The sequence below is a fragment of the Phenylobacterium sp. genome (assembly GCF_030698145.1).
Lineage (GTDB): Bacteria > Pseudomonadota > Alphaproteobacteria > Caulobacterales > Caulobacteraceae > Phenylobacterium.
The window spans coordinates 1-8,352 of record NZ_JAUYNW010000034.1 but is presented as its reverse complement, the minus strand read 5'-3'; the positions used below and the strand labels follow the sequence as shown (position 1 = coordinate 8,352).

The window sequence follows — 8,352 nt, the reverse complement described above, 5'->3', positions numbered from 1 at the left end:
GCGAGCGGGAAGGTCACACCGCAGCCCTTGCACTGAATTCCGCGATACGTCTGGCCGGGCTGGTGAAGGGTCATCGGCGTCTCCTGCCTGTCATGACGAATCTACCGCCGAGCGGTCTGTTCCGTCAAGTATATAACTGCCCATCTCAATCAAGCTGAACCATTGTAAATTCGCGCTGGACCTGAGCTGACCGCTTTGTCGCCTCGTCGTTTCCGGCCGCCGAGTTGAAACCTACAGATCAAGCCGGAGACCTGCGGAATGCCCACCCGCCAGAGCGCGCCCTCGCGCGCCACATTCGACCCTCTTCACCCCATTCTTCGAGATGCGGCCGGAAAGTTGCAGAGCGGTCTCCGCAAGGCTGAAGCGGCGGGCAGGGACGTTGCGGCGTTGGCAAGCGTGTCCGCACGCAATTTGATACCGCTGCCTGCGAGGGCGTTGCTGACGGTGGCCGAAGCGAACATCGCCCGGCATGCTCCGGCTCGTGCTCGGACCGAGAAACCAAGCGCGAGGTCCGCGCCAGCCGGTGCCGCGCAGCGCCGCTTGGCGGTGACTTCTGTGACAGCACCGCCAGCGCGGACTTCAGGCATCGACTGGCGGAACGTGGGCGCGATGGCCGCGGCGACCGCGAATGGCGCGGGCGACGCCTTTACGCTTGGCCTGGGGGACCCGTACGCGGCGGCCAAGTATGCGTGGGAGGGTGTCGGCGCGGGCGACACGTGGAGAGAACGCTACAATTCGCTACGCGCGCTGCAATTCGCACAGGATCAGTATGACTCGGAGCACCATCCAAAGGCGCGTTTAGCCGGCGAGGTCGTCGGTGCTGTCGGGTCAATTGCTGCGACCGGCGGTGTCGGTGCCGGGGCCCAAGTCGGCGCGCGAGGCGCGCAGGCGGCCGCGAGAATTGCGCCCCGGGCTGCACGATTTGGCGCCAGAGCGGCGCTCCCCTACTCCGCGATCGCAGCGGGTGGTGCTGTGACGAGCGTCGGAGGGCAGGGGGCGTCAGACGTTCCCAGCCGTCGCTGGAGCAGTCCTGAAGTTTATGCAAGCGCAGCGCTCGGCGGCGGCGCGGGTGCGCTGGCGACGACCCGGCTTGGGCCGCGCGCGGGCGCCATTGTGGAAGCTGGTGTCACGCATGGCGCTCATAGCGCGCTCACCGGTGGCCCGGTGGACTGGGAGGCAATGCAGCGGGATGCGGTGGTCGGAAGCCACTTCGGCCGGATCGGCGACGTGGCGGGCACGAAGTGGGCCGATGGGTTGCACTTCACCAAGAAGGGCAAGCTTGGTGAGCGGATGTCGATGATCAAGACCCGACTCCAGGGTCAGGTGCCCATTGATATGCATAAGAAACGGAAGGTCTCAGGAGGCCACACGTTCATAGATCACGCGACGAAGGCGGGATCGGTCATTGAAGCCAAGTTCGGTCGTGGCGCGCGGTTCTCAAAGCCGCAGATCCAAGCGCGTCTGAAGTTTGGACCTCAGTATCGCGTGGACTGGTGGCTTCCCGAGCATGTCGGCCGTGCGGTCGGCGGACCACTGGCTCTGTTCGGCGCGCAAGCCGCCGGTCGTGAGGACGAGCGTTGAACTCCGACGAGAAAAAAGCGGCGCTGAAAGAAGGCGTCAATAGGGACCTGATGCCCGTGATCGCATCCCTCGGATTCAAGAGAGATCGGAGGTCGAAGGAGGAGCGAGGCCCTTACCGACTGGGCACGGCCAACTACTACCGCCAGCGCGGCGAGGTCACCGACGACATCTGGGTCCATTGGGCCAAATACAATTCGCCGCGATTCATGATCGAGTTCTGGACCGACGATCCGGAGCGGCTGTGGAACGCATATCCGGAGGAGATTTGGCCAGACGGCACACGGCTTGGACGCATCCATCCTCGACCAACCACGGGGCGGTTCGGGGGGTCACATCGGTGGTATGGAAGCTGGATGAGCGTCGAGAATGCGGTCCGGATCGCCATGGCTCGCGTGATCGAACTGGACCTCTTCCTCAGAACCGGCCGCCCCGTGACCTACGTCCGATGGCAAGGCAGTGCGACGGGCGAGCCCCTTCCAAAGCCTCGGCCAAGATGGGTTCCTCTCACTCCCCCGGCCGATATGTCCGTTCCGTCTTCCCCGTGAGCTGTTCCGGATAGAAGTACACCTCCCGCAGGGCGCCCTGGCTGTAGCGGAGGGCCTGGTCGTTGAAGTGCTTGGACTTGGGGTCGCCGCTCTCGCCGCCGGCGGTGACGGCGAAGGCCTTGACTCTGGGGCCGAACTCGACGGCGGCGACGAAGCTGTTGCCGCTGGTTCCGTAGTAGCGCTTGGTGGTCGGGTAGCGCTTGGCGCCGAAGGAGGCGAGCGAGCCCCACTGGGCCGAGGTGAAGGGCACCGGGATGCTGGGCCCTGCGTCGTCGAAGGGCTGGACGATGTCGCCGGTCAGGCGCTGGAAGCGGTTGATCTCGCCCCAGGGCGTCTTCCACGCGCCGAAGTCCTGGGTGAGCCGGTCGGTGGCCCTGGCCAGGGCCGCCAGCTTCTGCTCCGCGGTCGTGCGGGTGGTGATGTAGTCGTAGGTGCTGATCCCCACGGCCTTGGCGGCGGGACCGGCCTCGGCCCAGAGCGCCTCGCCCCAGAACACCGCCAGCGAGGTCTGCGTCGACTCCGCCGACCAGCGATAGTCCCAGCCGTGCAGGGCTGCGACCTGCTCGGCGAGCCTGATCTTCAGGGGATCGGCCGAGGGCGTTGCGTCATAGGCCTCGACCAGGGTGGGGACCAGGCGGGCGAAGGCCGGCAGGTAGGGGTCGTAGGCCGCCGAGATCAGGGTGGGCAGGGTGAAGTCCTTGCGCGCGGTCAGCACCAGGGCGGCGTGCGCGCCGCGGGCGTTGGGGCCATTGGAATCCATGTAGCGCGGATAGTCGCCGCGCCTGGGGCTGTCGGGGCCGGCCGCCGACCAGGGCCAGTCATTGGTGTTGAACAGCCAGCCGGTCTTGGGGCTGAGCAGACCCGGCGCCTCGGAGAGCGCGTGCAGGCCCTTCCAGTCGGTGGCGGGGTCGGAGCCGTCCACCGGCTTGGTGTAGTCGAAACGGTCGTCGCGCCTGGGGATGAACTGCGGGTGCAGGTAGGCGATCTGGCCCTTGGCGTCGGCGAAGATGGTGTTGTTGGACGAGTTGGCCTTGAGCTCGGCCACCTTGAGGAAGCTGGCGTAGTCGGTGGCCTTGGTGCGCAGGAAGGACTGCTGCAGGGCCGCGACCGGGGTGTTCATCAGGCCCATGGCGATCCATTTGCCGTCGGCTTCGCGGACGATGGGGCCATGGTGGGTGGCGTAGGTGGTGAAGGCCTTCGTCGCCATCGTCCCGTCGGCGGCCTTGTAGGGCACGGCGATGGTCTTGACGGTGACGGGCCGCGTCTCTGACCCGTAGCGGTAGGTGAGCTTGTCGCCCGATCCGGCGATGGTCTCGGCGAACTCGTCGACCACGTCGACGCCGCTGGAGGTGTGCATCCAGCCGGTGTGCGGGTTGAAACCCTGATAGACGAAGAACTGGCCCCAGGTGACGGCGCCATAGGCGTTCAGCCCCTGGTCGCTGGTCACCTGCACCTCGGAGCGGAAGAAGAACGAGGTATGCGGATTGATCAGCAGCAGGGCGTGGCCGTCCTTGGTGTTGCTAGGCGCGATCGCGAAGCCGTTTGAGCCGGTGGGTTCCTTGAACACCGCGCCGGTCTCGTCGGCGGCCAGCGCCACCGCATTCTTGCCGTAGAAGGCCTCGAGCTGGCTGAGCGACACCCGCTCGATGTCGCCGCCGATGCTGCCTTCGGAGAAGCTCAGCGCCATCCAGGGCTCGAAGCGCTTGATGACCCGGGGCGTCACGTCCGGATGGGTGGCGAGGTAGTAGTTGAGGCCGCCCGCCCAGGCGTCCATCAGCTTGCGAAGCCAGGCGGGGCTCTTCGCATACTGCGCCTTCAGCTCGGCGGGATCGATGAACAGCTTCATCCGCAGGTCCTGCCAGATGGCCGCTTCGCCCTCGGCCTCGGCCAGGCGGCCCATGGCGTTGATGTAGTTGGTCTCGACCCGGTTGAAGTCGTCCTCGGCCTGGGCGTAGACGAGGCCGAACACCGCGTCGGCGTCGGTCTTGCCGGTGATGTGGGCGATGCCCCAGTCGTCGCGGACGATGGTCACATTGGCCGCCTGGCGCTTCCAGGCGGCGAGGTCGTCGGCGGCTTGGGCGGAACCCGCCGTCGCAAGGACCAGGAACAGGATCAGGCCGAAGGTCCGCAAGGCGCCGTCTCCGATTGAGCTTGGCCCTGAACCAGCATTCCCCGCCGCCGAAGTCCAGAGGGCGCGGCTCGACAAGCCGCGGCGGGCCGGTGATCCTGCGCCCGATGGTTTCTCGGCGAAGGGATGGTGACGCGCATGGGATCGGAAGCTCGCTACTGGCTGGTGAAGTCCGAGCCGGACACCTATTCGTTCGACGAACTGGTCGCCGACGGAGGCGCCGTCTGGGACGGCGTGCGCAACAACACCGCCGCGCTCAATCTTCGCGGCATGCGGGTGGGTGACGAGGTGTTGTTCTACCACTCCGGCTCCGGCCCGGCTGTGGTGGGCCTGGCCCGGGTGACCCGAGAGGCCTTTCCCGATCCCGGCGACGCCTCGGGCCGCTTCGTGGCGGTGGAGATCGCGCCGGTGAAGCCCCTGGCCCGTCCGGTGACCCTGTCGGAGATCAAGGCGCGGCCGGACCTCGCGGAGATGAAGATCGTCCGGCAGTCGCGGCTCTCGGTCTCGCCGGTGACGCCAACCGAGTGGAAGACCATCCTGGGTCTTGGAAGCGTGGGCTAGGCGCGGTCCGAGCGATAGGGGGCGAGCCGGTCGGCGCCTGTGGCGCAGAGCGCCTTGATCCAGGTCCGCACGGCCCGCAGCCGGGCGGTGTCATGGACGTCGCGGTGGGTCGAGAGCCAGAAGCGCCGCTCGAGCAGCACCTGGTCGGGCAGGACGCGGACCAGGCCCTCGGCCATGAAGCAGGGTAGGACCCCGATCCCTCCGCCGCCGGCCACGATCTCCCGCTGGGCGCCGATCGAGGAGCTGGCCAGGCGCGGCGTCAGCCCGGGCAGGATCTCATCCAGGTAGCGCAGCTCGGGCGCATAGATAAGGTCGTCCACATAGCCCACGACATCCAGGCTGCGTAACGCCTCGACGGTGGCGGGCGTGGGCTTGCGGGCCAGGTAGGCGGGCGCCGCGTAGAGGGCGAGCTGGTAGGGCGTCAGCGGCTCGACGATCAGCCGGCCCTCGTCGGGGGCGCTCAGGGTGATGGCCATGTCGACCTCGCGGCGGCCGGGCGACAGGAAGCCGGCGCTGGCGGCGAGCTCCACCCGCAGTCCGGGACGGGCCGCGGCGAGCTCGGGCAGGGCGGGCGCGAGGATCGCCCCGCCGAAGCCCTCCGCGGCGCTGATCCGCACTGTGCCGGCGATGACGTCGGGGCGGGTGACCTGGGCGGCGGCCTCCATGGCGGTCTCGGCGTCCAGCGCGATGGCCAGGAGCTGGGCGCCCGCGGCGGTGAGTTGCAGGCCGGCGGGCGACCGGGCCAGCAGGGTCGATTTCAGCGCCGATTCCAGCCGCGAGACCCGCCGACCGACGGTGGCCGCGTCGACCCCCAGCCGCTGGGCGGCGGCCGTCAGCGAGCCGGTGCGGGCGGCGGCGATGAAGACCTTCAGGTCGTCCCAGTCGAACATGATCTGCATATTTGCATGATCTAACCCGCAAGTCTGCAATACCGCTGGCCGGTCGGCTCTGATAGGGCAGGCGCCAAGAACAGGGAGGCCTCCATGCGCGACATCCAACACTTCATCAGCGGCGCGTCCGTCGCGGGAACCTCCGGCCGTTTCGGCGACGTGTTCAATCCCAACACCGGCGAGGTGCAGGCCCGCGTCGCGCTCGCCAACCCGGCCGAGGTCGACGCCGCCGTGGCCGCCGCCGTGGCCGCCCAGCCGGCCTGGGCCGCGACCAATCCCCAGCGCCGGGCGCGCGTGATGTTCGAGTTCAAGCGCCTGGTCGAGGCCAACATGCAGGAGCTGGCCGAGCTCTTGTCCTCCGAGCACGGCAAGGTCGTGGCCGACTCCAAGGGCGACATCCAGCGGGGCCTGGAGGTGATCGAGTTCGCCTGCGGCATCCCCCACGTGCTGAAGGGTGAATACACCGAGGGCGCGGGTCCGGGGATCGACGTCTATTCCATGCGCCAGCCACTGGGCGTGGCGGCGGGGATCACCCCGTTCAACTTCCCGGCCATGATCCCGATGTGGATGTTCGGGATCGCCATTGCGGTGGGCAACACCTTCATCCTGAAGCCGTCGGAGAAGGACCCCAGCGTTCCCGTCCGCCTGGCCGAACTGTTCATGGAGGCCGGCGCCGCCGTGGGCATGGACCTCAAGGGCGTGCTGAACGTGATCCACGGCGACAAGGCCGCAGTCGACTCCATCCTGACCCATCCCGACATCGCCGCCGTCAGCTTCGTGGGCTCCTCCGACATCGCCCACTACGTCTATTCGACCGGCACCGCGCACGGCAAGCGGGTCCAGGCCATGGGCGGGGCCAAGAACCACGGCATCGTCATGCCCGACGCCGACCTCGACCAGGTGGTGAAGGACCTGTCGGGCGCGGCCTTCGGCTCAGCCGGCGAGCGCTGCATGGCGCTGCCGGTGGTGGTGCCGGTGGGCGCCAAGATCGCGGGCGAACTGCGCGAGCGCATGATCGCCGAGATCGAGACCCTGAAGGTGGGCGTGTCGTCGGACGCGGCGGCCCAGTACGGCCCGGTGGTCTCGGCCGCGCATCGCGACAAGATCGCCAACTACATCCAGATGGGCGTCGACGAGGGCGCCGAGCTGGTGGCCGACGGCCGTGGGTTCGCGTTGCAGGGCTACGAGAAGGGCTTCTTCATCGGCCCCAGCCTGTTCGACCAGGTGAAGCCCAGCATGCGCACCTATCAGGAGGAGATCTTCGGGCCGGTCCTGCAGATCGTCCGCGCCGAGAGTTTCGAAGAGGCCGTCGCCCTGCCCAGCCAGCATCAGTACGGCAACGGGGTCGCGATCTTCACCCGCAATGGCCGCGCGGCGCGCGAGTTCGCCGCCCGCGTCCAGGTCGGCATGGTGGGGATCAACGTGCCGATCCCGGTGCCGGTGGCCTATCACTCGTTCGGCGGCTGGAAGCGCAGCGCTTTCGGCGACACGAACCAGCACGGCATCGAGGGCGTGAAGTTCTACACCAAGGTCAAGACCATCACGGCGCGTTGGCCGGAGGGCGACAGTCATGCAGACTCGTCGTTCGTCATCCCGACCATGCGCTAAAGGCCCCTCCATGAACTTCGACCTGACCGACGACCAGCGGGCGATCCAGGACGCGGCGCAGGCCTTCGCCGCGGCGGAACTGGCCCCGCATTCGGCGAAGTGGGACGAGGAGAAGCATTTTCCGGTCGACGTGCTGCGGAAGGCCGCCGAACTGGGCTTCGCCGGCATCTATATCGGCGAGGACGTGGGCGGGTCGGCGCTCACCCGGCTCGACGCCTCGATCGTGTTCGAGGCGCTCTCCTATGGCGACGTGTCCACGGCGGCCTATCTGACCATCCACAACATGGCCTCGTGGATGATCGACCGCTTCGGCGGCGAGGAACTGCGCCAGCGCTACCTGCCGCGGCTGACCAGCATGGAGCTGATCGCCAGCTACTGCCTGACCGAGCCCGGCTCCGGCTCCGACGCCGCGGCCTTGCGGACCAGCGCCAAGCTGGACGGTGACCATTACGTCCAGAACGGGTCGAAGGCCTTCATCTCCGGAGGCGGGGTCTCCGACGTCTATGTGGTGATGGCGCGGACCGGCGAGGCCGGCTCCAAGGGCGTCTCGGCCATCGTGGTGGAGAACGGGACGCCCGGCCTGTCGTTCGGCGCTCAGGAAAAGAAGATGGGCTGGAACGCCCACCCCACCGCCCAGGTCAATTACGACAACTGCCGGGTCCCGGTCGCCAACCGCATTGGGGCCGAGGGCGAGGGCTTTCGCTTCGCCATGATGGGGCTGGACGGCGGGCGGCTGAACATCGCCTCGTGTTCGCTGGGCGGGGCGGGTTTCGCGCTGGACACGGCCCAGGCCTACATGACCCAGCGCCAGCAGTTCGGGAAGAACCTGGCCGACTTCCAGGCCCTGCAGTTCAAGATCGCCGACATGGCCACCGAGCTGGAGGCCGCCCGGCTGATGGTGCGGCGCGCGGCCTACGCGCTCGACAACCGCGACCCCCAGGCCACCAAGCTGTGCGCCATGGCCAAGCGGTTCGCCACCGACGCGGGCTTCGAGGTGGCCAACCAGGCTCTGCAGCTGCACGGCGGCTACGGCTACCTG

At 67.9% G+C, this 8,352-nt stretch carries 7 protein-coding genes; 5 read left to right on the top strand and 2 right to left on the bottom strand.

The features are described 5' to 3' along the window. Positions 1-258 precede the first annotated feature (258 nt). Both Q8Q77_RS04140 and Q8Q77_RS04135 read left to right on the top strand, forming a co-directional pair. Positions 259-1,581, top strand: a complete 1,323-nt coding sequence (locus Q8Q77_RS04140) for a hypothetical protein (RefSeq protein ID WP_305581465.1) — start codon at positions 259-261, stop codon at positions 1,579-1,581. Beyond that, positions 1,578-2,126: a hypothetical protein gene (locus Q8Q77_RS04135; protein WP_305581463.1), complete on the top strand. Its 549-nt coding sequence runs from the start codon at positions 1,578-1,580 to the stop codon at positions 2,124-2,126. The genes Q8Q77_RS04140 and Q8Q77_RS04135 overlap by 4 nt, the downstream gene beginning before the upstream one ends. On the opposite strand, the gene Q8Q77_RS04130 is transcribed toward Q8Q77_RS04135, so the two are convergent. Then, positions 2,086-4,257, bottom strand: a complete 2,172-nt coding sequence (locus Q8Q77_RS04130) for a penicillin acylase family protein (RefSeq protein ID WP_305581462.1) — start codon at positions 4,255-4,257, stop codon at positions 2,086-2,088. The two genes, Q8Q77_RS04135 and Q8Q77_RS04130, sit on opposite strands and share 41 nt — an antisense overlap. 135 nt (positions 4,258-4,392) lie before the next feature. Here Q8Q77_RS04130 and Q8Q77_RS04125 point away from each other — a divergent pair, with 135 nt between their 5' ends. Further along, positions 4,393-4,815, top strand: a complete 423-nt coding sequence (locus Q8Q77_RS04125) for an EVE domain-containing protein (protein ID WP_305581460.1) — start codon at positions 4,393-4,395, stop codon at positions 4,813-4,815. On the opposite strand, the gene Q8Q77_RS04120 is transcribed toward Q8Q77_RS04125, so the two are convergent. Further along, positions 4,812-5,714 carry a LysR family transcriptional regulator gene (locus Q8Q77_RS04120; protein ID WP_305581458.1) on the bottom strand — a complete coding sequence of 301 codons (903 nt, stop codon included), beginning with the start codon at positions 5,712-5,714 and terminating at the stop codon, positions 4,812-4,814. The two genes, Q8Q77_RS04125 and Q8Q77_RS04120, sit on opposite strands and share 4 nt — an antisense overlap. Before the next feature lie 84 nt (positions 5,715-5,798). On the opposite strand from Q8Q77_RS04120, the gene Q8Q77_RS04115 reads away from it, so the two are divergent. Both Q8Q77_RS04115 and Q8Q77_RS04110 read left to right on the top strand, forming a co-directional pair. Continuing rightward, positions 5,799-7,313, top strand: a complete 1,515-nt coding sequence (locus tag Q8Q77_RS04115; RefSeq protein WP_305581456.1) for a CoA-acylating methylmalonate-semialdehyde dehydrogenase — start codon at positions 5,799-5,801, stop codon at positions 7,311-7,313. Positions 7,314-7,323: 10 nt separating this feature from the next. Then, positions 7,324-8,352: acyl-CoA dehydrogenase family protein (locus Q8Q77_RS04110; protein ID WP_305581454.1), on the top strand; the 1,029-nt coding region annotated here is incomplete at its 3' end.